Consider the following 24,355-nt stretch of genomic DNA (forward strand, 5'->3'; position numbering starts at 1 on the left):
TTAGCGCCCCGTCCGTTCACGGCTAATCCGCGCCAGCCATTCAGAAATCAACAGCGAAATCAGCGCTAATACAATCGAAATCACGCACAGCCTCGCCGCCGCGCTCTCCCCGCCCGGCGTCTGGATCAAGGTATACATGGCGGAAGGTATGGTGCGGGTTTCGCCCGGAATATTGGAAACAAAGGTAATGGTTGCGCCAAATTCGCCAAGCGAACGGGCAAACGCCAGCACCGTACCGACAATAATGCCCGGCAGGGTAAGCGGTAAGGTGATAGTCAGGAAAACGCGCCAGCGCCCGGCGCCCAGCGTTCTGGCGGCCTGTTCAAGCTTGATATCCACCCCCTCCAGCGCCAGCCGAATGGCCCGCACCATCAGCGGGAAGGACATCACCGCCGCCGCCAGCACGGCGCCGCGCCAGCTAAAGGCAAACGTGAGACCGAACCAGTCATACAGCCACTGGCCAATAAACCCGCGTCGCCCCATCGACACCAGCAGCAGATAGCCGACCACCACCGGCGGCAGCACCAGCGGCAGATGCAGGACGCTATCAAGTAAGGCTTTGCCCGGAAACCGGCATCGCACCAGTAACCAGGCAAAAAAGATCCCAAACGGCAGGCTAAACAGCACGGCCAGGGAAGACACTTTCAGGCTAAGAAGGACAGCCTGCCATTCTGGATCGGTCAGTATCATTACTTCGTCGTAAATCCATAACGTTTAAAGATTGCCGAGGCCTGCGGTCCTTTCAGGTAATCATAGAACGCGCTGACGGTCGCATTTTTATGCCCCTCCACGATAGCGATGGGGTATTCCACTTTTTTATGTGAGTCTTCCGGGAACGTCGCCACCACGTTGACCCCCTTGCTGGCGACCGCATCAGAACCGTATACAATGCCCAAAGGCGCTTCGTTACGTTCGACCAGCGCCAACGCGCCGCGCACATCCTCGCCCGGCGCCAGTTTCGGTTCAAGCGTTTGCCATGCGCCCAACTTTTGCAGCGCTTCTTTGGCATAAATTCCCGCCGGTACGTGTTGCGGATCGCCCACCGCCAGACGCCCGCCGTTCAGCAGACGAATCCAGTCCGTTTTGTTGTCGATGGTAAACGGTTTTTGCTCGCTGGCTTTCGGCGCCACCACCACCAGGCTATTGCCAAGCAATGTTTCGCGCGTCGTGGTATCCACCGCTTTTTTATCGGCTGCGTAATCCATCCATTTCTGGTCAGCAGAGATGAACAGATCCGCCGGCGCGCCCGCTTCTATCTGGCGCGCCAGCGTTGAAGAGGAGGCGAATGAGGAGACCACATCCACATTTTTCTCTTTTTTATATTCTGCCGCAATGTCTTGCATCGCGTTCGTTAGCGACGCGGCGGCGAATACGGTGATCTTGCCTTCATCCGCCAGCGCATGGCCAGCGATGACGAAAGATAATGTCGCCCCTGCGACCAGGCGTAACCAGGAATGCGCCATCTGTAACTCCTTGTGCGTTTCGTTATGTAAACGACAATATAACGATAATCTCAGGGGTTTCCCAGCGGTTATTCATACCCATTAACGATTAAACACAGAAAATATCGGCAGGAAAAGCAGGATCTTGAGTAACAAAAACGCCCGACTGAGCGGGCGTTTGGGGAAATCAGCGGTTCTGTCTGGACTGGTCTTTCTGACCGATACCGGAAAAAATGTTGAACACCTCACCCAGACCGTAAATCAGACCGAGGATGATGGCCATCACTACCGGTACCATGATGACGGCGAATACCAGACTTTTTAATAACTCTAACATGGGCAACTCCAGATATAGTCCTTTTTGTATTTTAACCGCATCACACAGAAAAGCACTCCCCTTTTGTGCGGTCGGCTTTGCGCTGACGCGCTTTTCAGTCACAATAGTCTTTTTACCAGGAGCTGGTTATGCAGGCCGAAATCCTTCTTACCCTGAAACTTCAGCAAAAGCTTTTTGCCGATCCCCGACGTATCTCTCTGCTGAAACACATTGCGCTTTCCGGCTCGATTAGTCAGGGCGCGAAAGACGCGGGAATCAGCTATAAGAGCGCCTGGGATGCGATAAACGACATGAACCAGCTTAGTGAACATATGCTGGTTGAACGCGCAACGGGCGGCAAAGGCGGCGGCGGCGCGGTATTAACCCGCTATGGTCAGCGTCTGATCCAGCTTTACGATTTGCTGGGCCAAATTCAGCAAAAAGCGTTCGATGTGTTAAGCGACGATGACGCCCTGCCGCTTGACAGTCTGCTGGCCGCTATTTCCCGCTTTTCACTGCAAACCAGCGCCCGAAATCAGTGGTTCGGCACCATTACCGCCCGCGATCGCGATCAGGTGCAACAGCATGTCGACGTACTGCTGGCCGACGGCAAAACGCGGCTCAAAGTTGCGCTGACGGCGCAAAGCGGCGAGCGTCTCGGCCTGGAGGAAGGTAAAGAAGTGCTGATCCTGCTAAAAGCGCCGTGGGTTGGCATTACCCGGGATGCAGCCGTTGCGCGCGCCGCTGACAATCAGTTGTCGGGAACGATCAGCCATATCGAGCGCGGCGCGGAACAGTGTGAAGTGTTGATGGCGCTGCCGGACGGCCAGACGCTGTGCGCTACGATACCGACTGCGGATGCCGCCACGTTAAAGGAAGGCGATGACGTGATTGCCTGGTTTAATGCGGACAGAGTGATTATTGCAACGTTGTGCTAAGCACATTGACATCCGTTGCCGAAAGACGTATCCCTGTCATTCATCGCTGCAAAAAATGGGATGCAAAATGTCATCGTTGCAAATTTCGCAAGGCACGTTTCGTCTGAGCGATACAAAAACACTTCATCTGGATTCGCTGACGCTCAATACGGGCGATAGCTGGGCATTCGTTGGGGCTAACGGGAGCGGGAAGTCGGCGCTCGCCCGCGCGCTGGCGGGCGAACTGCCGTTATTAACAGGCGAGCGCCAGTGTCGGTTTACCCGCATTACTCGTCTGTCCTTTGAACAATTGCAAAAGCTGGTCAGCGATGAGTGGCAACGTAATAACACCGATATGCTCAGTCCTGGCGAAGACGATACCGGGCGCACTACCGCGGAAATTATTCAGGATGATGTTCACCATCCTGCCCGCTGTGCGATGCTGGCGCAGCAGTTCGGCATTTCCGCTTTACTCAACAGGCGTTTTAAATACCTTTCTACCGGCGAGACGCGAAAAGCGCTGCTGTGTCAGGCGCTGATGTCTGAGCCGGAGTTATTGATCCTTGATGAACCGTTCGACGGGCTTGACGTGACCGCCCGTCAACAACTGGCGCAACGCCTGACGGCGTTGAACCAGGCGGGTATTACCCTGGCGCTGGTACTCAACCGTTTTGATGAAATCCCGGACTTCGTGCAGTTTGCCGGCGTGCTTGCCGACTGTACGCTGGCGGAAACCGGAACGACGACAGAGTTACTGCAACGGGCGTTGGTCGCTCAACTCGCGCACAGCGAGCGTCTGACAGACGTACAATTACCCGAACCGGACCAACCTTCCGCCCGCCATGCGTTACCCGATGGCGAACCACGGATCGTACTTAACGATGGCGTAGTCTCGTATAACGATCGCCCTATCCTCCACCACCTAAGCTGGCGAGTCAATCCGGGCGAACACTGGCAGATCGTCGGTCCTAACGGAGCGGGTAAGTCTACATTGCTTAGCCTTATTACTGGCGATCATCCGCAAGGCTACAGCAACGATCTTACGCTGTTCGGGCGGCGGCGAGGAAGCGGCGAAACAATCTGGGATATCAAAAAACATATCGGCTACGTCAGCAGCAGTTTACATCTGGATTACCGCGTAAGTACCACTGTGCGCAATGTCATTCTCTCCGGCTATTTCGATTCTATCGGCATTTACCAGGCCGTTTCAGACAGGCAACGAAAACTGGCGCAACAGTGGCTGGATATTCTGGGAATCGATAAGCGCACGGCGGATGCCCCTTTCCACAGTCTCTCCTGGGGACAGCAGCGGCTGGCGCTGATCGTGCGCGCGCTGGTTAAACATCCGACAGTGTTGATTCTGGATGAACCGCTGCAAGGGTTGGATCCGCTGAACCGCCAACTGGTACGCCGTTTTGTAGATGTATTAATTCGCCAGGGAGAGACCCAACTGCTGTTCGTTTCCCATCATGCAGAGGATGCGCCTGCCTGTATTACCCACCGACTGGAATTTGTACCAGAGGGCGAACGTTATAAGTACGTTTCCGGACGATGCAATAATTAAATGTATTATCAGAATGGCGCCGCGCGCCATTCTGGAACCACTCTCCTTTTATTATGAATAATAATAACGGTCGATAAGCTTACTATCTCTTGAATCACTGACCGCCTCATTGTCATAATAATCCTGAAATTTTCGACAATGATGTCGTATGTGAATATAAGGGATTTATTATGGCTTTTCGTTTTCCACAAATAATACTATTTTTACTGGCAGCCATGTTATTTTGCCCCGGCAGTTATGCTGAGCAAAAGCCGACCGCTGCGCAGGAAGCGCGTAAAACCGCCGTTGAGGTCGCTGTTGAAGGCATGAGTCGCGCCGCCGTTGCGGGTCCGACAAAAATTAGTTTAGGTGATAAAGCCACGCTTAATCTGCCGGAAGGATTTACCTGGATACCCGCAAAAGAAGCGGCGGTATTTATGCGTGAAATTGGTAACTATGTTGACGATGAATATTTTTACGGTCTCGTATTTAAAAAGGAAATGAATGGATTTATTTCTATCGAATATGATGATTCTGGTTATGTAAAAGATGATGATGCAAAAAATTGGGATGCCGATGAATTAATGGATAACCTGCGCAAAGGCACAAAAGAAGCGAATAAAGATCGTATTGCAAAAGGCATTGAGCCGATAGAAATTATTAGCTGGATCGAGAAGCCTACCTACGATGCAACCAATCATCGTCTGATCTGGTCCGCCGCCATCCAGGATATCGGCACCAACGAACCACTGAATGAACAAGGCGTGAACTACAACACCTATCTGCTGGGACGTGAAGGCTATTTTTCTTTAAATCTGGTGACCGACAGAGGTTCTGTTGACCACGAAATCCCGCTGGCGAAAAGAATTCTCAGTTCCGTCAAGTTCAACCCTGGACAACGCTACGCTGACTTCAACGAATCAACGGACAAAATAGCGGAGTATGGGCTCGCCGCGCTGATTGGCGGTATCGCGGCCAAAAAAGTAGGTCTGCTTGCTATGCTCGGTATCGCGTTACTTAAATTCTGGAAAGTGACCGCCATCGGCGTCGTCGCTGTCGGGGCGCTCGCCAGGAAGCTACTCTCGCGTAAAAAAGACTGACAGCTCCTGCCCCGTCCGTTTCATTCCCAGGCGCGTAACGCGCCTTTTTTCGGATAAAAAGCAGAAGCATTCTCAAGCCAGATGATTTGTAATCATTTAATTGATATAAATGCGTAAAATCACCAGCGTGTAAACGATTCCACTAATTTATTACATGTCACACTTTTCGCATCTTTGTTATGCTATGGTTATTCCATACCATAGGCTTAACGGAGCGAATTATGAGAGTATTGGTTACAGGTGGTAGCGGTTACATTGGAAGTCATACCTGCGTACAATTGCTGCAAAATGGTCATGACGTCGTCATCCTCGATAACCTCTGCAACAGCAAGCGCAGCGTGCTGCCCGTTATTGAACGTCTGGGCGGTAAGCACCCGACCTTTGTCGAAGGCGATATTCGCAACGAAGCGCTTATAACCGAAATTCTGCACGATCACGCGATTGATACCGTGATTCACTTTGCCGGCCTGAAAGCCGTCGGCGAATCGGTCGCCAGGCCGCTGGAGTACTATGACAACAACGTCAACGGTACGCTGCGGTTGGTCAGCGCCATGCGTGCGGCCAACGTTAAAAACCTTATTTTTAGCTCCTCCGCCACCGTTTATGGCGATCAGCCCAAAATTCCTTACGTCGAAAGTTTTCCTACCGGCACGCCGCAAAGCCCCTACGGCAAAAGTAAATTGATGGTAGAACAGATCCTCACCGATCTGCAAAAAGCCCAGCCGGAGTGGAGTATTGCGCTGCTGCGTTATTTCAATCCGGTCGGCGCGCACCCGTCGGGCGACATGGGAGAAGATCCGCAAGGTATTCCGAATAACCTGATGCCCTATATCGCCCAGGTCGCCGTGGGTCGTCGCGAATCGCTCGCCGTTTTCGGCAACGATTACCCGACCGAGGATGGCACCGGCGTACGCGATTACATTCACGTTATGGACTTAGCCGACGGGCACGTCGTGGCGATGGAAAAACTGGCGGACAAATCCGGCGTACATATTTATAACCTCGGCGCGGGTGTCGGCAGTAGCGTCCTGGATGTGGTCAACGCCTTTAGTAAAGCCTGCGGTAAACCCATTAATTACCACTTCGCGCCGCGCCGCGACGGCGATCTCCCGGCGTATTGGGCGGATGCCAGCAAAGCCGATCGCGAGCTGAACTGGCGCGTCACCCGCACGCTTGACGAAATGGCGCAGGACACCTGGCACTGGCAGTCACGCCATCCGCAGGGATACCCAGATTAAGGACGTTGTTATGACCCCATTTAATCCCATCGATCATCCGCATCGCCGTTATAACCCGCTTACCGGCCAGTGGGTTCTGGTTTCGCCGCATCGCGCAAAACGCCCCTGGCAGGGGGCGCAGGAAACGCCGTCCCAGCAAATGCTGCCGGCCCACGATCCGGACTGCTTCCTGTGTGCGGGCAATACGCGTGTCACCGGCGATAAAAATCCCGATTACAAAGGGACTTACGTCTTTACTAACGATTTCGCGGCGCTGATGGCCGACACGCCGGATGCGCCGGACAGCCACGATCCGCTGATGCGCTGCCAGAGCGCGCGCGGCACCAGCCGCGTGATCTGTTTTTCTCCCGATCACAGTAAAACGCTGCCGGAGTTGAGCCTGCCCGCGCTGACGGAAATCGTCAGAACCTGGCAAACGCAGACCGCCGAGTTAGGCAAAACCTATCCGTGGGTGCAGGTCTTTGAAAATAAAGGCGCGGCGATGGGCTGTTCGAACCCGCATCCGCATGGACAGGTCTGGGCCAACAGCTTCCTGCCGAATGAGGCCGAACGCGAAGATCGTTTACAAAAAGCCTACTTCGCCGAGCAGCGCTCGCCAATGCTGGTGGATTATGTCCAGCGGGAACTGGCGGACGGCAGCCGCACCGTGGTCGAAACCGAACACTGGCTGGCGGTGGTGCCTTACTGGGCAGCGTGGCCGTTCGAAACGCTACTGTTACCCAAAACGCATGTCCTGCGCATTACCGATTTAAGCGACGAGCAGCGCGACTCTCTGGCGCTGGCGTTGAAAAAGCTGACCAGTCGTTATGACAACCTGTTTCAGTGTTCCTTCCCCTACTCAATGGGCTGGCACGGCGCGCCGTTTAACGGTGAAGAAAACGCACACTGGCAGTTGCACGCGCACTTTTATCCGCCGCTGCTGCGCTCTGCGACCGTCCGTAAATTTATGGTCGGCTATGAAATGCTGGCGGAAACCCAGCGTGATTTAACCGCAGAACAAGCGGCTGAACGCCTGCGCGCGGTCAGCGACATCCATTTTCGCGAATCCGGAGTATAAAAATGAATCTGAAAGAGAAAACGCGCGCGCTGTTTGCTGAAATTTTCGGCTACCCTGCCACCCACACGATTCAGGCGCCAGGCCGCGTCAATCTGATCGGCGAGCACACTGATTACAATGATGGTTTTGTTCTGCCCTGCGCTATCGATTACCAGACCGTAATTAGCTGTACGCCGCGCGACGATCGTACCGTACGGGTGATTGCCGCCGATTACGACAATCAGGTGGACGAATTTTCACTGGATGCGCCGATCGTGACCCACGATAGCCAGCAGTGGTCAAACTATGTGCGCGGCGTAGTGAAACACCTGCAGCAGCGTAACAACGCGTTTGGCGGCGTGGATATGGTCATCAGCGGCAATGTGCCGCAGGGGGCCGGGTTAAGCTCCTCCGCCTCGCTGGAAGTGGCGGTGGGCACCGTCTTCCAGCAGCTTTATCACCTGCCGCTGGACGGCGCGCAAATTGCGCTCAACGGACAAGAGGCCGAGAACCAGTTTGTCGGCTGTAACTGCGGCATTATGGATCAGCTCATCTCTGCGCTCGGCAAAAAAGATCATGCGCTGCTGATTGATTGCCGTACGCTCGGCGCCAAAGCGGTTTCCATGCCGAAAGGTGTCGCCGTGGTGATCATCAACAGTAACTTTAAGCGCACTCTGGTGGGCAGCGAGTATAATACCCGCCGTGAACAGTGCGAAACCGGCGCCCGTTTCTTCCAGCAGCCGGCCCTGCGCGATGTCAGCCTTGAGGCGTTCAATGCCGTTGCCAGCGAACTGGACCCGGTAGTCGCAAAACGCGTTCGCCATGTATTGAGCGAAAATGCGCGCACCGTTGAAGCGGCAAGCGCGCTGGAGAAAGGTGATTTGCAACGTATGGGCCAACTGATGGCGGAGTCCCATGCCTCAATGCGCGATGATTTCGAAATTACCGTCCCGCAGATAGACACGCTGGTAGACATTGTCAAAGCGACCATCGGCGATCGAGGCGGCGTGCGCATGACCGGCGGCGGCTTTGGCGGCTGTGTTGTCGCGCTGATCCCGGAAGATCTGGTTCCCGCTGTGCAGCAGGCCGTTGCGCAACAGTACGAAGCGAAAACCGGAATCAAAGAAACCTTTTATGTATGCAAACCGTCACAAGGAGCAGGACAGTGCTAAATGAAACGCCCGCACTGGCCCCCGATGGTCAACCGTACCGCCTGCTAACCCTGCGCAACAGCGCAGGGATGGTGGTAACGCTGATGGACTGGGGAGCCACTCTTCTTTCCGCCCGTATTCCGCTGTCTGACGGCAGCGTTCGGGAAGCATTGCTGGGCTGCGCCAGCCCGGAACACTACCCTGAACAGACGTCGTTCCTCGGCGCCTCTATTGGCCGTTACGCGAACCGTATCGCCAATAGCCGTTATACGTTTGCCGGCGAAACCGTACAGTTAAGCCCAAGCCAGGGCGAGAACCAGCTACACGGCGGACCGGAAGGCTTTGACAAGCGCCGCTGGCAAATTGTGAACCAGAACGATCGCCAGGTATTATTCGCGCTCACCTCTGATGACGGCGACCAGGGCTTTCCTGGCCATCTTTGCGCCACGGCGCAATATCGTTTGACCGATGACAATAGAATCTCCATCACTTACCGGGCAACGGTCGATAAACCCTGTCCGGTGAATTTGACCAACCACGTCTATTTTAATCTGGACGGCGATCGGACTGACGTGCGCCAACATAAGCTGCAAATTCTGGCGGATGAGTATCTGCCGGTAGATGAATCCGGTATTCCACGCCAGGGGCTAAAATCGGTAGCCAATACCTCGTTTGACTTCCGGATGCCAAAAGTCATTGCCAGCGAGTTTCTCGCCGATGACGATCAGCGCAAGGTTAAAGGCTACGATCATGCTTTCCTGCTACAGACGCAGGGTGATGGCAAAAAGCCGGCGGCCCGTCTGTGGTCACAGGATGGAAAGCTACAAATGATGGTTTACACCACCGCCCCGGCGCTACAGTTTTATTCCGGCAATTATCTGGCGGGTACGCCTTCCCGCGGGCCGGAACCTTATGCCGACTGGCAAGGGCTGGCGCTGGAAAGCGAACTGCTGCCGGACAGTCCGAATCATCCTGAATGGCCGCAGCCTGACTGTATCCTTCGCCCTGGCGAGGAGTACGCCAGCCTGACCGAGTATCAGTTTATTCCGTTCTAACGATATGCCGCTACATGCCCGATGGCGCAAGCTTATCGGGCCTACGCGCCATTGCCCTGCTCAAACCTCCACCACTTAAAGACAAAATCGCAACTCTGAGTTCACAAGAACCTTACACTGCGCCACTATTTTCGCTATGGTTATGCGTAAGCATTGCCGCCAACACCTCGCGGCAATATAATGAGAATTATTATCATTACATATGATTTATAGGAGTGAGAGTATGGCTGTAACTAAGCTGGTTCTGGTACGTCACGGTGAAAGTCAATGGAACAAAGAGAACCGTTTCACCGGCTGGTATGATGTTGACCTGTCTGAAAAAGGCGTAAGCGAAGCAAAAGCAGCGGGTAAACTGCTAAAAGAAGAAGGTTTCAGCTTTGATTTTGCCTACACTTCCGTACTGAAACGCGCTATCCATACGCTGTGGAACGTACTGGATGAACTGGATCAGGCGTGGCTACCGGTGGAAAAATCCTGGAAACTCAATGAACGTCACTATGGCGCGTTGCAGGGGCTGAATAAAGCGGAAACGGCAGAAAAATATGGTGACGAGCAGGTTAAACAGTGGCGCCGCGGTTTTGCCGTGACGCCGCCGGAACTGACCAAAGATGATGAGCGTTATCCGGGTCACGATCCACGTTATGCCAAACTGAGCGAGAAAGAGCTGCCGTTGACCGAAAGTCTGGCGCTGACCATCGACCGCGTTATTCCTTACTGGAACGACACCATCCTGCCGCGTATGAAGAGCGGTGAGCGCGTGATCATCGCCGCTCACGGTAATTCATTGCGTGCGCTGGTGAAATACCTGGATAACATGAGTGAAGATGAGATCCTTGAGTTAAACATCCCGACCGGCGTGCCGCTGGTGTATGAGTTCGACGAAAACTTCAAGCCGATCAAACATTACTATCTGGGCAACGCTGACGAGATCGCTGCGAAAGCGGCTGCCGTGGCGAATCAGGGTAAAGCGAAGTAATCACCTTTGCCGGATGGCGGTATAACTGCCTTATCCGGCCTACGAGCAATGGGTAGGCCGGATAAGCGCAGCGCCATCAGGCAATATGTCTTAAACAGCGATCACGCCGTCCAGCACCACCTGCAATTTCCCCTGCGAACAGCGCTCCACGCGTCCTCGTACCCGGTACACTTCAGCCAGACGCTCCGCAGTAATCACCGTCTCCGGCGCGCCGCTGGCGACCAGCCTGCCGTCTTTTAGCATCAGGACATGGTCACCATGACGCAGTGCAATATTAATGTCATGCGCCACGACTATCGTTACCCTATTTTGCGCCTGGGTATCCCGACGCACGAGATCCATTACGTGAAACTGATAGTTTAAATCCAGCGCGCTGAGCGGCTCATCCAGCAACAGAAGTTCAGGGCGACGAATCAGCGATTGCGCCAGCCCCACTAACTGCCGCTGACCGCCGGAAAGCTGGTCGAGATACTGCAACGCCAGATGCGTTATGCCCAATTGCTCAAGGATAGCCAGTATCTGCGCTCTGCCCTGCGCATTGTCTCTGCCGCCTGATGCCCGCAGTACCACGATAATCGACTCCAGTACATGCAGATGCACGCCCTGCGGTAATGACTGCGGCAAAAACACAACTTTCTGCGCCCGCTCGGCAAACGATAACGACATGAGATCTTCGCCATCAAGCAGCGCCTCGCCGTCGGCGTTATTCAGCCCGGCCAGCGAACGTAGTAACGTCGATTTACCACAGCCGTTCGGCCCCAGCAAAATGGTAATTTTCCCGCGCGGCAGTAAGGGAACGTTGAGATCTGCAATAACCGGCTGAGTGGAATAGCCGGCGCTAAATGAGCGGAGCATTAACCCGCGCATCAGAGACTCCCCCGATGTCGCAATACAATGCTTAAAAAGAACGGAACCCCGACCAGCGAGGTGACAATCCCCACCGGCACCATGACGCCCGGAACACTATTTTTCGCCGCAATAGAGGCCAGCGATAACACCAGCCCGCCTATCAGCACGCTGCCCGGAAGGTAGAAACGGTGATCTTCCCCCAAAAGTATTCGCGCAATGTGCGGCGCAACGAGACCAATAAAACCAATCGGCCCGACGAAAGCTACCGCCAGCGCTGATAACAAGCTGATACGCAACAATGACAGCAGGCGTAAACGGCGGACATGAATCCCAAAGCTCATCGCCCTCTCTTCGCCCAGACGTAATGCCGTGAGTTGCCAGGCGCTTCGTAACGCGCAAAAAAGCACAGCAATAAACACCACGGCCAGTACGCCCAATTTTTCCCACGACGCGCGGACCAGGCTCCCCATCGTCCAGAATACCAGCCCCTGCAGCGTATCTTCATCAGCCACAAACTGCATAATGGCGACCAACGCGTTAAAGGTGAATACCAGCGCAATGCCGAACAACACCACTCCGGATGCGGCGACGCCTGTCCAACGGGTAATACCGTCCAGTAGTAACGCGGATAAAAGTGCAAAGATGAACGCATTGGCCGGGATAAACCAGGCGGCTGGAATACCGGGAATACCGATCCCCAACACAATCGCCAGCGCAGCGCCAAAAGCCGCCGCGGACGATACGCCAAGGGTAAACGGCGTCGCCAGCGGATTATTTAAAATGGTTTGCATTTCGGCGCCCGCTAACCCTAACGCCATGCCTACCAGCAGCGCCATCAGGGCATAGGGTAAACGAATATCCCAGACAATAACGTGTATGCCCGCATTCACCTTTTCCGGCTGGAAAAGGGCCTGCCACAGCGCACTGAGCGGTAAACCAGAAGACCCACAGGTTACATCCACCATCAGTGAAGCCATCATCGCCAGCGCAATAGCTAACATGAGCACAGCCCGTTTGCGTATGATCTGGCGATAGCGCGGAATGACGGGCGTGGAAGCGAAACCGGGGGCTAAAAGTGATTTGTCCTGACAGGTCATGGTTCGGGCTACGTTATTAATCAGAGGAGAATTATAGCGCCGAATTATTTCGTTATATATTTATTTATATTTCGATTGATGACACGGTGGCCTATCTCACCGGTTTCCAAATAAAAAACCGGCCTTACGGGCCGGTTTAAGACGTAATAAAGATTAGCCACGACGGGCTTTTACCGCTGCCGACAACTGACGAAGCAGCGCATCGGTATCTTCCCAGCCAATACAGGCGTCAGTAATGCTTTTACCGTAGGTCAGCGGCTGACCGCTTTCCAGACTCTGGTTGCCTTCTACCAGATGACTCTCTACCATCACGCCAATAATCGCTTGTTCACCGCCCGCTATCTGCTGGCAGACATCGGCGCAAACCTCCATCTGCTTTTGAAATTGCTTACAGGAGTTGGCATGGCTGAAATCGATCATGACCTGCGGCGTCAGTCCCGCTTTGGTGAGGCCTTCTTTCACCTCAGCAACATGTTGCGCACTATAGTTTGGCGCTTTACCGCCGCGCAGAATGATATGGCAGTCGCCGTTGCCGCTGGTATTCACAATCGCCGAATGACCCCATTTAGTGACGGAGAGGAAGCAATGCGGCGCGCCGGCGGCGTTGATGGCGTCAATGGCGACTTTAATCGTGCCATCAGTACCATTTTTAAAACCGACCGGACAAGAGAGGCCAGACGCCAGTTCGCGATGAACCTGGGATTCAGTAGTCCGCGCGCCAATGGCACCCCAGCTCATCAGATCGGCCAGATATTGCGGCGTGATCATATCGAGGAATTCGCCGGCGGCAGGCAGGCCGCTGTCGTTAATATCCAGCAGCAGTTTGCGCGCAATACGCAGACCGTCGTTAATCTGGAAGCTGTTATCCATGTGCGGATCGTTAATCAGCCCTTTCCAGCCGACGGTAGTACGCGGTTTCTCAAAATAGACGCGCATAACAATTTCAAGCTCGCCTTGAAGCTCATCGCGTAGCGCCAGCAAACGGGCGGCATACTCTTTCGCCGCTGCCGGATCATGAATTGAACAAGGACCGATCACCACCAGCAGACGATCGTCATTGCCTTTGAGAATTTTATGGATGGCTTTGCGCGCGTGAGCAACGGTATTTGCTGCATTTTCCGTGGCGGGAAACTTTTCCAGCAGCGCGACCGGAGGTAATAACTCGTTGATTTCTTTAATGCGTAAATCGTCGTTCTGATAATTCATGTTTATTCCAGTGTTGCCGTACTTATCCCAATGAATGCAATCCCTCCAATCTATCTCTTCAATTAAATAGTGTAAACGGGCTTTTACACTTTGAACGGAATAATCCTGGAATTCAGGAAAAAAACGCACAAATGTAGCGAAAAATGGGATCTAACCTACACTTTTTAACTGTAACCACTCTGTTTATGAATTATTGCAAGATTCTCTGCTGCGTTAACCTGCGGCGGCGAACGCTTTTTATCCCTTATTTGAGGATTTGACTGACACGTGCACTGTTGGAAGAGGTTATCCGACATATCCACCATAACAGGAGCATCTTATGAAAATGACAAAACTGACTACGCTTTTACTCACCGCTACCCTCGGCCTTGCCAGCGGCGCAGCGTTAGCTGCTGAATCTAACGCGCAATCCAGTAATGGCCAGGCGAACTCGGCGGCAAATGCCGGTCAGGTTGCCCCGGACGCCCGCCAGAATGTGGCGCCAAATGATGTGAATAACAACGACATCAATACCAACGGCAATACTAACAGCACGATGCAGCATCCGGACGGTTCAACCATGAATCATGATGGAATGACCAAGGATGAAGAGCATAAAAATACCATGTGTAAAGACGGTCGCTGCCCGGATATTAATAAAAAAGTGGAAACCGGTAATGGCGTCAATAATGACGTGAATACCAAAACCGACGGTACCACACAGTAATGCAGAAAAAAGTCTGATAACGGGAGAGCTTTCGCTCTCCTTTTTATTTTGTCAGCGAAAAATCAGTATGATGTCTACAGTATTGATGAGAATAACAAAGGAATGACGTTATGGCGCACTCACACTCTCATGCCGATTCACACCTGCCGAAAGATAATAATGCTCGTCGCCTGCTTTTCGCCTTTATCGTCACTGCCGGATTTATGCTCCTTGAGGTGGTGGGCGGGATACTCTCCGGCTCTCTGGCGTTGTTGGCGGATGCGGGACATATGCTCACCGACGCGGCGGCCCTTCTCTTTGCGCTGCTGGCGGTTCAATTTTCCCGTCGCCCCCCGACTGTTCGCCACACTTTTGGCTGGCTAAGACTCACCACACTGGCGGCCTTTGTGAATGCCATTGCGTTGGTGGTCATTACCCTTCTCATTGTCTGGGAAGCGATAGAGCGCTTTTACACGCCACGTCCGGTGGCGGGTAATCTGATGATGGTGATTGCGGTCGCGGGTCTGCTGGCGAACCTGTTTGCATTCTGGATTCTCCATCGGGGAAGCGATGAAAAAAATCTGAACGTGCGCGCTGCCGCGCTACATGTGATGGGCGATTTGCTGGGTTCCGTCGGCGCAATAGTCGCCGCGTTGATCATTATCTGGACGGGCTGGACGCCAGCGGACCCGATTCTCTCTATTCTGGTTTCGGTACTGGTGCTACGCAGCGCCTGGCGTTTGTTAAAAGATAGCGTCAACGAATTGCTGGAAGGCGCGCCGGTTTCGCTGGATATTAATGCCTTACAGCGCCATTTAAGCCGGGAAATCCCCGAAGTCCGCAACGTACACCATGTGCATGTCTGGATGGTCGGCGAAAAACCGGTCATGACGTTGCACGCTCAGGTCATTCCGCCACACGACCATGATGCGCTGCTGGAACGTATCCAGGATTTTCTGATGCACGAATACCATATTGCGCACGCTACGATTCAGATGGAGTATCAAGTGTGTCACGGCCCGGACTGTCATCTGAATCAGACGCCATCCGGGCATGTTCATCACCATTAACGGGAAAGCGCGCGCGATCCTCGCTCCCGCGCGCTGTTTATCCACAGGCGGCTACCGTTCACGGCGATAAATGTCAGGATCAGATATTCCAGCGACATCGCATAGACGCCCTGCAAAGCAAAAATCACCACACTGATCACGTTGATTACCACCCACAGGAGCCAGTTTTCGACATATTTGCGTGTCATCAGAATCATCGCCGCGATAGACAGCACCATCATGCAAGAGTCCCAGAACGGGAAAGCGTCCGGTTGCAGTACGGGCATTGTCACCTGTAACCCCAGCATCTGCATAATGGCGACGGCCACGCGCGTCAGGACGGCGAATACGGGATCGATATATCGCGTCATCAAACCAATGGCTATCACACATATCGCCAGCCATGCCATTGCTTTTGGCAACGGCAGCCAGCGGATTTTAAGCTCGGCTTCATTATCATTTGTTTGCCGAGACCACGCATACCAGCCATAAACATTGGCGGCAAAGAAAAAGAGTTGCAGCAACAGGCTGGCATAAAGCTGGATCTGAAAGAAAATAATCGCAAACAGGGTGACGTTAACCAGCCCAAAAAAGTAGTTGCTGATCTTCTCCAGACTGGCAAGCCAAATACAGAGCAGGCCGGCGATGGTTCCTACCGCCTCAATCCACGAGAGATCGTACCCGCCAGCGCCAATCGGAATATGAATCAGTATGTTGTGCGTACTAAAAAAATCCATTCTCTCCCCCAAAGATTTCCGTCTTTACGCCCGAAGTGTAGTCGCAAAATCCAGCATCCGGTTGAGGGGCAGTAATGCGCCCTCGCGTAGCGCCGCATCAACCTGTATTTCATGCGCCGCGCCTCCCTGCTCCAGCCCTTCAGCAATGGCTTTCAGGCCATTCATCGCCATCCACGGACAGTGCGCGCAGCTACGGCAGGTCGCCCCCTCGCCAGCCGTGGGCGCTTCAAGCAGCTCTTTTTCAGGCACCGCCTGCTGCATTTTGTAGAAGATGCCGCGATCGGTCGCCACGATAAGCTGTCTGTGCGGCAGCGTTTCTGCCGCCTTAATAAGCTGACTGGTGGAGCCCACCGCATCGGCCATTTCGACAATGGACTGCGGCGATTCAGGGTGAACCAGAAGAGCGGCATCGGGATAGATTTTTTTTAAACGGGTCAACGCCTGGGTTTTAAACTCGTCATGCACGATACATGCCCCTTGCCAACACAGTACATCGGCCCCGGTCTGTTTTTGCACGTAATTCCCCAAGTGTCTGTCCGGCGCCCAGATAATTTTTTCCCCCAAACTATCCAGATGCTCAATCAGTTCTACGGCGATACTGGAGGTCACAACCCAGTCCGCACGCGCTTTAACAGCAGCCGAGGTGTTAGCATAGACCACTACGGTTCTGTCAGGATGCGCATCACAAAAAGCGCTAAATTCGTCTATTGGGCAGCCTAAATCCAGCGAACATTCCGCCGCCAGGGTAGGCATAAGAATGGTTTTTTCCGGGCTGAGGATTTTGGCGGTTTCCCCCATAAACCGTACGCCCGCTACCAGCAGCGTGGATGCGGCGTGCTTCGCGCCGAAACGGGCCATTTCCAGCGAGTCGGAAATACAGCCGCCGGTTTCTTCTGCCAACTGTTGAATTTCCGGATCGGTGTAGTAGTGCGCCACCATGACGGCATTGCGCTCTTTGAGCAACCGCTTGATTTTCTCACGATAAAATTGCTTTTCATCGTCGTTCAACGGCGTTGGTTTCGGCGGGAACGGGTAGATTGCGGCTTGTGGGTCAAACATTACGCTCATCGTGGCTTCTCGTTTTACTGACTTAACGAAACAACCGAATGAAAGCGTAATAAACGCCACAATCGGTTAATTTGTTTTATATGCTAAACAAGATAGCTGATTCAATAAGGAAAGTCACAATAATTACGTAGCCCCGTATCTGATGGCGGCGTAACGTCTTATCTGGCCTACGTGAGCGGTGCCGTCTGTAGGCCTGATAAGCGCAGCGCATCAGGCAAGACCCGAACCTGCGACAGGTTCGAATCTTCCATATCGCAGATAGCAAAAAAGCGCCTTTAGGGCGCTTTTTTACATTGGTGGGTCGTGCAGGATGACTCGCTTCGCTCGCCCTTCGGGCCGTCGCCGCAAGCGGCTCCGTTGTCTCACTGCGTGAGACCCAAACCTGCGGCAGGTTCGAATCTTCCATATTGCAGATAGTAAAAAAGCGCCTTTAGGGCGCTTTTTTACATTGGTGGGTCGTGCAGGATTCGAACCTGCGACCAATTGATTAAAAGTCAACTGCTCTACCAACTGAGCTAACGACCCCTTGGATAAGGGTTACTGCTTCAATCATTCAGGATGGTGGGTCGTGCAGGATGACTCGGCTTCGCCTCGCCCTTCGGGCCGTTGCTAAAGCAACGTTATCCTTCACGTTCTCTACCAGTTACCACCTTGTATATTGGTGGGTCGTGCAGGATTCGAACCTGCGACCAATTGATTAAAAGTCAACTGCTCTACCAACTGAGCTAACGACCCATACGGTGGGGACTACCTGAAATATTTTTACTCGGCACCAATTAGAAAATTGGTGGGTCGTGCAGGATTCGAACCTGCGACCAATTGATTAAAAGTCAACTGCTCTACCAACTGAGCTAACGACCCGAGTGGTGGGTGATGACGGGATCGAACCGCCGACCCCCTCCTTGTAAGGGAGGTGCTCTCCCAGCTGAGCTAATCACCCAATACTACGCTGGATATTACTGACTAACCGAAGTTAGCGGTGGGTCGTGCAGGATGACTCGGCTTCGCCTCGCCCTACGGGCCGTTGCTGACGCAACGTTATCCTTCACGTTTTATTCTCGTTTCCACCGAACGATTGGTGGGTCGTGCAGGATTCGAACCTGCGACCAATTGATTAAAAGTCAACTGCTCTACCAACTGAGCTAACGACCCACTTTTGCGTTGCTTTCGAGTTGTTTAATATCCCGTGGCAACGGCGGCATATATTACTGATTTCAGATTTGAGCGCAACAAAAATTTCGACGCAGGGGGCTCAACTGCTTAGGAATCGCACGACGCGACCAGAAAAAAGGCGTTTTCTGGTCGCATGGTACGCATTACATCGCGTTAAGACGCTTTTGCGCCTGTTTCGCGCCATCAGTGCCAGGATATTTGTTAATCACCTGCTGATAAACCGCTTTCGCTTTTGCCGTATCACCTTTGTCCTGCATGATAACGCCAACTTTGTACATCGCGTCCGCAGCCTTCGGCGACTTAGGATAGTTTTTTACTACCGAGGCGAAATAATAGGCGGCATCATCTTTTTTACCCTTGTTGTAATTCAACTGGCCCAGCCAGTAATTGGCGTTCGGCTGATAAGTAGAATCAGGGTATTTCTTGATGAAGTTCTGAAACGCCACAATCGCATCATCCTGGCGAGACTTATCCTGCACCAGCGCAATTGCCGCATTGTAATCGGTATTCGCATCGCCACTTTGTACCGGCGCCCCTGAGGTTGCCGTACCGGCATCCGGAGCGGAGGTCGCAGCGGTTGCCGCCCCACTCTGGTCACCAGCTGCTGGCTGCGCTGCGCCGCCATTATTTAAGCTCCCCAGCTGCAGCATAATTTGCTTCTGGCGTTCCATCACCTGATTCAGTTGATACTGATTTTCCTGGATTTGGCCGCGCAAAGAATCGATATCGGACTGATTATCGGAGAGCTGCTGCTGAAGTTGGGTTAAAAGCTGGCTGTGAGCGTTAGAGATACGCTCAAGTTGAGTGACGCGGTCTTCGACCGAGCCTGAGCCGACACTACTGATTGGCGCCTGAGCAAAAGCGGCCCAGGGGGCCGCTATGCCAACCAGTAACGACAGACTCAACAGGTGATGTCTGAAGTTACTGCTCATGCAATTCTCTTAGTAAACCAGTACAGCGCGACGGTTCTTAGCGTAAGCCGCTTCGTCGTGGCCCAGTACGGCAGGTTTTTCTTTACCGTAAGAAACGATGGAGATCTGGTCAGCGGAAACACCTTTACCCTGCAGGTACATTTTAACGGCGTTAGCACGACGTTCGCCCAGGGAGATGTTGTATTCAGGCGTACCACGTTCGTCCGCGTGACCTTCTACGGTGACTTTGTAAGACGGGTTGCTACGCAGGAAGTTAGCGTGCGCATCCAGCATTGCCGCGAAGTCAGAACGGATATCGTACTTGTCGAGATCGAAGTAAACGATGTTGTTCTGCTGCAGCTGCTGCATCTGCAGACGCGCTTGCTCTTCAGATGACATGTTGCCGTTGCCGTTAGCGTCCATACCAGTGCCGGCGCCGTTCAGCATGCCGCCTTCGCTACCGTCATTGCTGGCGTTCTTGTTGGAAGAACATGCCGCGATTGCCATAACAGGCAGGGCAATCATCAGGCCCTTCAGCACTTTGTTCAGTTGCATTTCTTTAATTCCTTTAGTAATCAATTAATTATTATCACAGATACGGCGACCAGGCAGGCGATTTCACCTGACCATCAGTTGCCGGAAGACGCGCTTTGAAACGCCCATCTGTAGAAACCAAATTCAGCACAGATCCCATCCCCTGAGAAGAGCTGTAGATTACCATCGTGCCGTTAGGTGCCAGACTTGGCGTTTCATCCAGGAACGTTGACGACAGAACCTGTACGCCACCCGTCACCAGATCTTGTTTGGCAATGTGCTGCTGCCCGTTATTTGAGCTTACCATTACCATAAATTTACCGTCGCTGCTGACATCCGCATCCTGGTTTTGCGAACCTTCCCAGGTAATACGCTGCGCCGCACCGCCGTTAATGTTCATTTTATACACTTGCGGACGTCCAGCCTGGTCAGAGGTAAAGGCCAGAGTCTGGCTGTCCGGGAACCAGGTCGGCTCCGTATTGTTGCTACGCCCGTCCGTTATCTGACGAATCTGGCCGGAAGCAAGATCCATAACGTACAGGTTCAGACTTCCGGTTTTCGATAACGCGAACGCCAGTTTCGTCCCATCCGGCGAGAAGGCCGGCGCGCCGTTGTGACGCGGGAAGGACGCAACCTGACGCACTGCGCCGTTTGCCAGCGTCTGGATAACCAGCGCGGAGCGACCGCTTTCAAATGTCACGTAAGCCAGTTTTGAGCCGTCCGGAGACCACGCCGGAGACATCAACGGCTGCGGAGAACGGTGCACCACAAACTGATTGTAACCATCGTAATCCGACACACGCAGTTCATACGGGAACTGACCGCCATTAGTCTGTACCACATAGGCGATACGAGTACGGAACGCGCCCTTAATGCCCGTCAGTTTTTCAAAGACTTCGTCACTGGCGGTATGACCTGCATAACGCAACCACTGCTTGTTCACTTTATAAGAGTTTTGCGCCAGTACAGTCCCCGGCGCGCCTCCAGTGTCAACCAGCTGATAAGCAACATTGTAGGAACCGTCCGGATTCGGCGTGACCTGCCCAACGACGACGGCATCAATACCCAGCGCAGACCATGCGGTAGGCTGAACTTCCTGAGCGGTGGCTGGCTGCTGCGGCAGTCGGGACCGGTCTAACGGATTAAATTTACCGCTATTGCGTAAATCTGCCGCCACGATGCCGCCGATATCTTCAGGCGCAGCGCCCGGCCCGGCCCATTTAAAAGGCACAACGCCAATCGGTCGCGCCGAGTCCACCCCCTGGGTGATCTCGATACGGACTTCTGCGTGCAGCACCGCCGCCCACAGCATCAGAAAACCAAATGCTACTCGTAATGCCTGCTTCATCATATCTCCCATACCTGGGCCTGCGACCCACGATAATTTAGCAGAATGTTAACAAACTCAAATACACAAAACCACCAGGACCAGTAACAACTCAACTGCTCCAACTTCCATAAAGAAAAGTATCTACAGTTTAAAGTCTAGTTTGGCATCCTTTATTTTCTCATAAACAGCCTGGCTTGGCGGTTTAGGAATTTTCGCGGTTTTTGCCGCCATTAACGCCGCCTGACAAAGCGCCGGATCGCCGCCCTCAGACGTAATGCTTTTTAATGAGCCATCCGGCGCCAGGCTAATATGCAAGACACATTGTTTGCCCTGATACAGGCTCGCATCATACAGGCGGCTCTGAATGGCGACCTGAATCTGTTTCGCGTAGGCGCTGATATCAGCGCCTGTCGCCCCACCGTTAGCGCCCGATGTACCGCTATCTTTCGATGGCTGGCCATTCCCTTTCGCGCCGCCGCCGGTTTTCGGCGCATTCTTACCCGAGCTGAGATCGCCAAGCAGATCGTCGACGCCTTCTGCGGCGGCCGCTTTTTCGGCAGCCGCTTTCTTCTTAGCGTCCGCCGCTGCTTTCGCCGCCGCGGCATCCGCTTTCTTCTTCGCCTCCGCCGCCGCTTTCGCCGCCGCGGCATCCGCTTTCTTCTTCGCCTCCGCCGCCGCTTTCGCCGCCTCGGCCTCCGCTTTCTTCTTCGCCTCCGCCGCAGCTTTCGCCGCTTCGGCCTCTGCTTTCTTCTTCGCGTCCGCCGCCGCTTTCGCCGCTTCGGCTTCCGCTTTCTTCTTCGCGTCCGCTGCCGCTTTTACCGCCTCGGCCTCTGCTTTCTTCTTCGCGTCCGCCGCCGCTTTCGCCGCCTCGGCCTCCGCTTTTTTCTTCGCGTCCGCCGCCGCTTTCGCCGCTTCTTCGGCCTGTTGCTGCTGCTGTTGCGCCAGTTTTGCCGCTTCTTCAGCCTGCTTTTGCTGCTCCTGAGCCGCTAAACGTTCTTTCTCAAGTTGTTTCAACCGCTCCTGTTCGGCAGCCTGCTTCTGCTGCAGCTCCTCTGCTTGCTGCTGTTGCAGCTTTTTACGCTCTTCTTCCGCGCGTCTGGCGCTGGCCTGTTGATCCTGCTGACGGTTGTACTGCTGCACAACGGCGCCAGGATCGACCATCACCGCGTCGATAGCGGAACCACCGCCGCCGCCGGCAGAAGCCTCTATATGCTCATCAAACGAACTCCAGATCAGCACTGCAAATAAGATGATATGCAGCACGGCTGAAATAATTATCGCCCGTTTGAGCTTGTCGTTTTGTTCGGTTGCCTTTGACACTCTCGGTTCCCAAAAAACTGTTCGCCTGTTACTCGCCGTCTTTCAAGCCAACGGGACGCAGACTTCAGATTGGCTGCGTCATTAAGCCAACCGATTTTACGCCCGCGCTGTGTAACAAGTTCAGCGCTTTAATTATTTCATCGTACGGCACCTCTTTCGCGCCGCCGATTAAAAAGACTGTTTTCGGATTAGCCTGCAGATGACGCTTTACTTCTGCGATCACCTGTTCAGACGGCAGTTGATCCATTCGATCTTTATCAACCACTACGCTGTATTGCCCTACTCCGGAAACCTCAATAATGACCGGTGGATCGTCGTTACTACTGACCGCCTGCGACTGATTCGCCTCCGGCAAGTCGACTTCCACGCTCTGGGTAATGATCGGCGCGGTTGCCATAAAGATCAGCAGCAGCACCAACAGTACGTCGAGCAGCGGTACAATATTGATTTCGGACTTAAGTTCGCGGCGACCTCGTCCACGCGTTCTGGCCATGGCTTACCCCTTGTTGCTTTCGCTTACGGTAAACGCCTGGCGGTGCAGAATCGCGGTGAACTCTTCCATAAAGTTGTCGTAATTCAGTTCCAGCTTGTTCACGCGCTGATTCAGTCGGTTGTAAGCCATAACCGCAGGGATGGCGGCAAACAGACCAATCGCCGTGGCAATCAATGCTTCGGCAATACCCGGCGCAACCATTTGCAGAGTCGCCTGTTTTACCGCGCCCAGGGCGATAAACGCATGCATAATCCCCCATACGGTGCCAAACAGACCGATATAAGGACTGATAGAGCCTACCGTGCCAAGAAACGGGATATGCGTTTCCAGCGTTTCCAGCTCTCGGTTCATGGAGATGCGCATCGCACGCGACGCCCCCTCTACCACTGCCTCCGGCGCATGGCTGTTGGCGCGATGGAGCCGGACAAACTCTTTGAACCCGCTATAAAAGATTTGTTCCGAGCCCGACAGACTATCGCGTCTCCCCTGGCTTTCCTGGTACAGACGCGATAGTTCGATTCCGGACCAGAATTTATCTTCAAACGCTTCCGCCTCACGCGCAGCGGCGTTCAGGATACGCGTTCGCTGGATAATGATGGCCCAGGATGCTATTGAAAAACCAATCAAAATCAACATGATAAGTTTAACCAGAAGGCTTGCCTTCAGGAACAAATCAAGGATATTCATGTCAGTCACTGCTTAAACTCCGCGACAATAGACTTAGGAAGCGCACGAGGCTTCATTTTGAGTGGATCAACGCAAACAATCAGAACCTCTGCTTCATTTAGCAGCGTGTTCTCTGCGTTGACAATGCGTTGCGTGAAAACCAAAGCGGTGCCACGCATTGACGTAATTTCTGTTTGAACTTCAAGCATATCGTCGAGCCGCGCAGGCGCATAGTATTCCAGCGTCATCTTGCGCACCACAAAGGCGACCCGCTCCGCCAGCAGCACCTGTTGGCTGAAGTGATGGTGACGCAGCATCTCCGTGCGCGCTCTTTCATAAAAAGCGACATAGCTGGCGTGATAAACCACACCGCCGGCGTCCGTGTCTTCGTAATAAACTCGAATTGGCCATCGAAACATATACTTATTCATCCCTGCAGCCTCTTTGTTGGCGTCATCCGCTT

The 24,355-nt window shown here is 53.5% G+C and carries 25 protein-coding genes, 5 tRNA genes and 1 other RNA gene; 10 read left to right on the forward strand and 21 right to left on the reverse strand.

Going from position 1 to position 24,355, the window contains the following annotated elements; translation table 11 throughout:
- The 3 genes from modB to LCS67_RS14980 all read right to left on the reverse strand — a co-directional run bounded on the left by modB (position 1) and on the right by LCS67_RS14980 (position 1,779).
- Positions 1–690: a molybdate ABC transporter permease subunit gene (gene modB / locus LCS67_RS14970; protein ID WP_000604026.1), complete on the reverse strand. Its 690-nt coding sequence runs from the start codon at positions 688–690 to the stop codon at positions 1–3.
- Complete coding sequence (modA, locus tag LCS67_RS14975) at positions 690–1,463, reverse strand: molybdate ABC transporter substrate-binding protein (protein ID WP_000951416.1); 774 nt, start codon at positions 1,461–1,463, stop codon at positions 690–692. The genes modB and modA overlap by 1 nt, the downstream gene beginning before the upstream one ends.
- A gap of 166 nt (positions 1,464–1,629) precedes the next feature.
- Positions 1,630–1,779, reverse strand: coding sequence for an AcrZ family multidrug efflux pump-associated protein (locus LCS67_RS14980; RefSeq protein WP_000891513.1), 150 nt, complete (start codon positions 1,777–1,779; stop codon positions 1,630–1,632).
- A gap of 128 nt (positions 1,780–1,907) precedes the next feature.
- Here LCS67_RS14980 and modE point away from each other — a divergent pair, with 128 nt between their 5' ends.
- The 8 genes from modE (at position 1,908) to gpmA (ending at position 10,774) form a co-directional block, all read left to right on the forward strand.
- A complete protein-coding gene (modE, locus tag LCS67_RS14985) occupies positions 1,908–2,696 on the forward strand; it encodes a molybdenum-dependent transcriptional regulator (RefSeq protein WP_001147416.1) in 789 nt (262 codons plus the stop codon).
- Between the two features lie 67 nt (positions 2,697–2,763).
- The gene (gene modF / locus LCS67_RS14990) at positions 2,764–4,239 is read left to right on the forward strand and encodes a molybdate ABC transporter ATP-binding protein ModF (protein ID WP_031570054.1); all 1,476 of its coding nucleotides are present in this window, start codon (positions 2,764–2,766) and stop codon (positions 4,237–4,239) included.
- 170 nt (positions 4,240–4,409) lie between these two features.
- On the forward strand, positions 4,410–5,318 hold the full coding sequence (locus LCS67_RS14995; RefSeq protein ID WP_080183787.1) for a DUF2167 domain-containing protein: 909 nt from the start codon (positions 4,410–4,412) through the stop codon (positions 5,316–5,318).
- A gap of 221 nt (positions 5,319–5,539) precedes the next feature.
- Positions 5,540–6,556: a UDP-glucose 4-epimerase GalE gene (gene galE, locus LCS67_RS15000; protein WP_001265465.1), complete on the forward strand. Its 1,017-nt coding sequence runs from the start codon at positions 5,540–5,542 to the stop codon at positions 6,554–6,556.
- A 10-nt stretch (positions 6,557–6,566) separates the two neighbouring features.
- Entirely contained in the window at positions 6,567–7,613 is a 1,047-nt protein-coding gene (gene galT, locus LCS67_RS15005) for a galactose-1-phosphate uridylyltransferase (protein ID WP_000187473.1), read from the forward strand.
- Between the two features lie 2 nt (positions 7,614–7,615).
- Positions 7,616–8,764, forward strand: a complete 1,149-nt coding sequence (gene galK, locus LCS67_RS15010) for a galactokinase (RefSeq protein WP_031570061.1) — start codon at positions 7,616–7,618, stop codon at positions 8,762–8,764.
- Complete coding sequence (gene galM / locus LCS67_RS15015; RefSeq protein ID WP_000931428.1) at positions 8,758–9,798, forward strand: galactose-1-epimerase; 1,041 nt, start codon at positions 8,758–8,760, stop codon at positions 9,796–9,798. The genes galK and galM overlap by 7 nt, the downstream gene beginning before the upstream one ends.
- Before the next feature lie 223 nt (positions 9,799–10,021).
- Entirely contained in the window at positions 10,022–10,774 is a 753-nt protein-coding gene (gpmA, locus tag LCS67_RS15020; RefSeq protein WP_000301554.1) for a 2,3-diphosphoglycerate-dependent phosphoglycerate mutase, read from the forward strand.
- A gap of 90 nt (positions 10,775–10,864) precedes the next feature.
- Here gpmA and LCS67_RS15025 read toward each other — a convergent pair whose 3' ends face one another.
- From LCS67_RS15025 to aroG, 3 genes are all read right to left on the reverse strand, one after another.
- Positions 10,865–11,641, reverse strand: a complete 777-nt coding sequence (locus LCS67_RS15025) for an ABC transporter ATP-binding protein (protein WP_001214710.1) — start codon at positions 11,639–11,641, stop codon at positions 10,865–10,867.
- Positions 11,641–12,720, reverse strand: a complete 1,080-nt coding sequence (locus LCS67_RS15030; protein ID WP_023137459.1) for a FecCD family ABC transporter permease — start codon at positions 12,718–12,720, stop codon at positions 11,641–11,643. Before LCS67_RS15030 ends, LCS67_RS15025 begins: the two co-directional genes overlap by 1 nt.
- Before the next feature lie 153 nt (positions 12,721–12,873).
- A complete protein-coding gene (gene aroG, locus LCS67_RS15035) occupies positions 12,874–13,926 on the reverse strand; it encodes a 3-deoxy-7-phosphoheptulonate synthase AroG (protein ID WP_001528822.1) in 1,053 nt (350 codons plus the stop codon).
- A 319-nt stretch (positions 13,927–14,245) separates the two neighbouring features.
- Here aroG and LCS67_RS15040 point away from each other — a divergent pair, with 319 nt between their 5' ends.
- Both LCS67_RS15040 and zitB read left to right on the forward strand, forming a co-directional pair.
- Entirely contained in the window at positions 14,246–14,632 is a 387-nt protein-coding gene (locus LCS67_RS15040; protein ID WP_000784380.1) for a YbgS-like family protein, read from the forward strand.
- A gap of 110 nt (positions 14,633–14,742) precedes the next feature.
- The gene (gene zitB / locus LCS67_RS15045; RefSeq protein WP_000951250.1) at positions 14,743–15,681 is read left to right on the forward strand and encodes a CDF family zinc transporter ZitB; all 939 of its coding nucleotides are present in this window, start codon (positions 14,743–14,745) and stop codon (positions 15,679–15,681) included.
- On the opposite strand, the gene pnuC is transcribed toward zitB, so the two are convergent.
- The 15 genes from pnuC to ybgC form a co-directional block, all read right to left on the reverse strand.
- Complete coding sequence (pnuC, locus tag LCS67_RS15050) at positions 15,678–16,397, reverse strand: nicotinamide riboside transporter PnuC (RefSeq protein ID WP_000345376.1); 720 nt, start codon at positions 16,395–16,397, stop codon at positions 15,678–15,680. The genes zitB and pnuC overlap by 4 nt on opposite strands.
- 24 nt (positions 16,398–16,421) lie before the next feature.
- Positions 16,422–17,465 carry a quinolinate synthase NadA gene (nadA, locus tag LCS67_RS15055; RefSeq protein WP_000115342.1) on the reverse strand — a complete coding sequence of 348 codons (1,044 nt, stop codon included), beginning with the start codon at positions 17,463–17,465 and terminating at the stop codon, positions 16,422–16,424.
- Between the two features lie 294 nt (positions 17,466–17,759).
- A non-coding RNA gene (locus tag LCS67_RS15060) (RtT sRNA) lies at positions 17,760–17,885 on the reverse strand.
- Between the two features lie 29 nt (positions 17,886–17,914).
- Positions 17,915–17,990 (reverse strand) — tRNA-Lys (locus tag LCS67_RS15065).
- 134 nt (positions 17,991–18,124) lie between these two features.
- Positions 18,125–18,200: transfer RNA gene (locus LCS67_RS15070), tRNA-Lys, on the reverse strand.
- 50 nt (positions 18,201–18,250) lie between these two features.
- Positions 18,251–18,326, reverse strand: a tRNA-Lys gene (locus tag LCS67_RS15075).
- A gap of 3 nt (positions 18,327–18,329) precedes the next feature.
- Positions 18,330–18,405, reverse strand: a tRNA-Val gene (locus LCS67_RS15080).
- A 136-nt stretch (positions 18,406–18,541) separates the two neighbouring features.
- A tRNA-Lys gene (locus LCS67_RS15085) sits at positions 18,542–18,617 on the reverse strand.
- 164 nt (positions 18,618–18,781) lie between these two features.
- Positions 18,782–19,570 (reverse strand): cell division protein CpoB, encoded by a 789-nt coding sequence (gene cpoB / locus LCS67_RS15090; protein WP_000097551.1) that lies wholly within the window; start codon positions 19,568–19,570, stop codon positions 18,782–18,784.
- Positions 19,571–19,579: 9 nt separating this feature from the next.
- On the reverse strand, positions 19,580–20,104 hold the full coding sequence (gene pal, locus LCS67_RS15095; RefSeq protein WP_001176621.1) for a peptidoglycan-associated lipoprotein Pal: 525 nt from the start codon (positions 20,102–20,104) through the stop codon (positions 19,580–19,582).
- Between the two features lie 34 nt (positions 20,105–20,138).
- Positions 20,139–21,431 carry a Tol-Pal system beta propeller repeat protein TolB gene (tolB, locus tag LCS67_RS15100; RefSeq protein WP_001562341.1) on the reverse strand — a complete coding sequence of 431 codons (1,293 nt, stop codon included), beginning with the start codon at positions 21,429–21,431 and terminating at the stop codon, positions 20,139–20,141.
- A 123-nt stretch (positions 21,432–21,554) separates the two neighbouring features.
- A complete protein-coding gene (tolA, locus tag LCS67_RS15105) occupies positions 21,555–22,733 on the reverse strand; it encodes a cell envelope integrity protein TolA (RefSeq protein ID WP_000030588.1) in 1,179 nt (392 codons plus the stop codon).
- A 64-nt stretch (positions 22,734–22,797) separates the two neighbouring features.
- On the reverse strand, positions 22,798–23,226 hold the full coding sequence (gene tolR, locus LCS67_RS15110; RefSeq protein WP_000124676.1) for a colicin uptake protein TolR: 429 nt from the start codon (positions 23,224–23,226) through the stop codon (positions 22,798–22,800).
- Between the two features lie 3 nt (positions 23,227–23,229).
- Positions 23,230–23,922, reverse strand: coding sequence for a Tol-Pal system protein TolQ (gene tolQ / locus LCS67_RS15115; RefSeq protein ID WP_000131318.1), 693 nt, complete (start codon positions 23,920–23,922; stop codon positions 23,230–23,232).
- The gene (gene ybgC / locus LCS67_RS15120) at positions 23,919–24,323 is read right to left on the reverse strand and encodes a tol-pal system-associated acyl-CoA thioesterase (protein WP_001046240.1); all 405 of its coding nucleotides are present in this window, start codon (positions 24,321–24,323) and stop codon (positions 23,919–23,921) included. Before ybgC ends, tolQ begins: the two co-directional genes overlap by 4 nt.
- Positions 24,324–24,355 lie beyond the last annotated feature (32 nt).

The organism is Salmonella sp. A7, from assembly GCF_020181675.1.
Taxonomy (GTDB): domain Bacteria; phylum Pseudomonadota; class Gammaproteobacteria; order Enterobacterales; family Enterobacteriaceae; genus Salmonella; species Salmonella enterica.

What these genes read in the sequence shown, in the direction of transcription:
- modB (WP_000604026.1), bottom strand. Translation starts at nt 690, where the DNA reads ATGATACTGACCGATCCAGAATGGCAGGCTGTCCTTCTTAGCCTGAAA.
- modA (WP_000951416.1), bottom strand. Translation starts at nt 1,463, where the DNA reads ATGGCGCATTCCTGGTTACGCCTGGTCGCAGGGGCGACATTATCTTTC.
- LCS67_RS14980 (WP_000891513.1), bottom strand. Translation starts at nt 1,779, where the DNA reads ATGTTAGAGTTATTAAAAAGTCTGGTATTCGCCGTCATCATGGTACCG.
- modE (WP_001147416.1), top strand. Translation starts at nt 1,908, where the DNA reads ATGCAGGCCGAAATCCTTCTTACCCTGAAACTTCAGCAAAAGCTTTTT.
- modF (WP_031570054.1), top strand. Translation starts at nt 2,764, where the DNA reads ATGTCATCGTTGCAAATTTCGCAAGGCACGTTTCGTCTGAGCGATACA.
- LCS67_RS14995 (WP_080183787.1), top strand. Translation starts at nt 4,410, where the DNA reads ATGGCTTTTCGTTTTCCACAAATAATACTATTTTTACTGGCAGCCATG.
- galE (WP_001265465.1), top strand. Translation starts at nt 5,540, where the DNA reads ATGAGAGTATTGGTTACAGGTGGTAGCGGTTACATTGGAAGTCATACC.
- galT (WP_000187473.1), top strand. Translation starts at nt 6,567, where the DNA reads ATGACCCCATTTAATCCCATCGATCATCCGCATCGCCGTTATAACCCG.
- galK (WP_031570061.1), top strand. Translation starts at nt 7,616, where the DNA reads ATGAATCTGAAAGAGAAAACGCGCGCGCTGTTTGCTGAAATTTTCGGC.
- gpmA (WP_000301554.1), top strand. Translation starts at nt 10,022, where the DNA reads ATGGCTGTAACTAAGCTGGTTCTGGTACGTCACGGTGAAAGTCAATGG.
- LCS67_RS15025 (WP_001214710.1), bottom strand. Translation starts at nt 11,641, where the DNA reads ATGCGCGGGTTAATGCTCCGCTCATTTAGCGCCGGCTATTCCACTCAG.
- LCS67_RS15030 (WP_023137459.1), bottom strand. Translation starts at nt 12,720, where the DNA reads ATGACCTGTCAGGACAAATCACTTTTAGCCCCCGGTTTCGCTTCCACG.
- aroG (WP_001528822.1), bottom strand. Translation starts at nt 13,926, where the DNA reads ATGAATTATCAGAACGACGATTTACGCATTAAAGAAATCAACGAGTTA.
- LCS67_RS15040 (WP_000784380.1), top strand. Translation starts at nt 14,246, where the DNA reads ATGAAAATGACAAAACTGACTACGCTTTTACTCACCGCTACCCTCGGC.
- zitB (WP_000951250.1), top strand. Translation starts at nt 14,743, where the DNA reads ATGGCGCACTCACACTCTCATGCCGATTCACACCTGCCGAAAGATAAT.
- pnuC (WP_000345376.1), bottom strand. Translation starts at nt 16,397, where the DNA reads ATGGATTTTTTTAGTACGCACAACATACTGATTCATATTCCGATTGGC.
- nadA (WP_000115342.1), bottom strand. Translation starts at nt 17,465, where the DNA reads ATGAGCGTAATGTTTGACCCACAAGCCGCAATCTACCCGTTCCCGCCG.
- cpoB (WP_000097551.1), bottom strand. Translation starts at nt 19,570, where the DNA reads ATGAGCAGTAACTTCAGACATCACCTGTTGAGTCTGTCGTTACTGGTT.
- pal (WP_001176621.1), bottom strand. Translation starts at nt 20,104, where the DNA reads ATGCAACTGAACAAAGTGCTGAAGGGCCTGATGATTGCCCTGCCTGTT.
- tolB (WP_001562341.1), bottom strand. Translation starts at nt 21,431, where the DNA reads ATGAAGCAGGCATTACGAGTAGCATTTGGTTTTCTGATGCTGTGGGCG.
- tolR (WP_000124676.1), bottom strand. Translation starts at nt 23,226, where the DNA reads ATGGCCAGAACGCGTGGACGAGGTCGCCGCGAACTTAAGTCCGAAATC.
- ybgC (WP_001046240.1), bottom strand. Translation starts at nt 24,323, where the DNA reads ATGAATAAGTATATGTTTCGATGGCCAATTCGAGTTTATTACGAAGAC.